This is a genomic window from Mordavella massiliensis (assembly GCF_016901695.1).
GTDB classification, from domain to species: domain Bacteria; phylum Bacillota; class Clostridia; order Lachnospirales; family Lachnospiraceae; genus Claveliimonas; species Claveliimonas massiliensis_A.
This window is the reverse complement of record NZ_JACJKS010000099.1, coordinates 1-277: the sequence shown is the minus strand read 5'-3', so window position 1 is coordinate 277 and position 277 is coordinate 1. Positions and strand designations below refer to the sequence as shown.

The 277-nt window shown below is 46.6% G+C and carries 1 pseudogene; it reads left to right on the top strand.

What is annotated here, in order from left to right:
- Positions 1-228, top strand: a pseudogene (locus tag H6A20_RS13270) (integrase core domain-containing protein); the annotation flags it as partial.
- Positions 229-277: the final 49 nt, after the last annotated feature.

Here is a 277-nt window from a genome sequence, read left to right as displayed (position 1 = left end):
CGCTGCCATGATAATGCACGCTGTGAGAGTATGTGGGCCAGAATGAAGACGGAACTCCTCTATGACCGCTATGACACAAGCCAGATGACGGTAGAGGAATTAAAAGCGCTCATTTGGAGATACTTCCTCAGCCACTGGAATAACCGGAGGATCTGCTCTGCCAACGGCGGGCTTCCTCCCATGATAAAACGCAGGCAGTATTATGAGGCTTTGGAACTGGTAGCATAGTCAGTGATATCTTTGAGATAAATGTGTCAACTAATCTTGACAATATCAA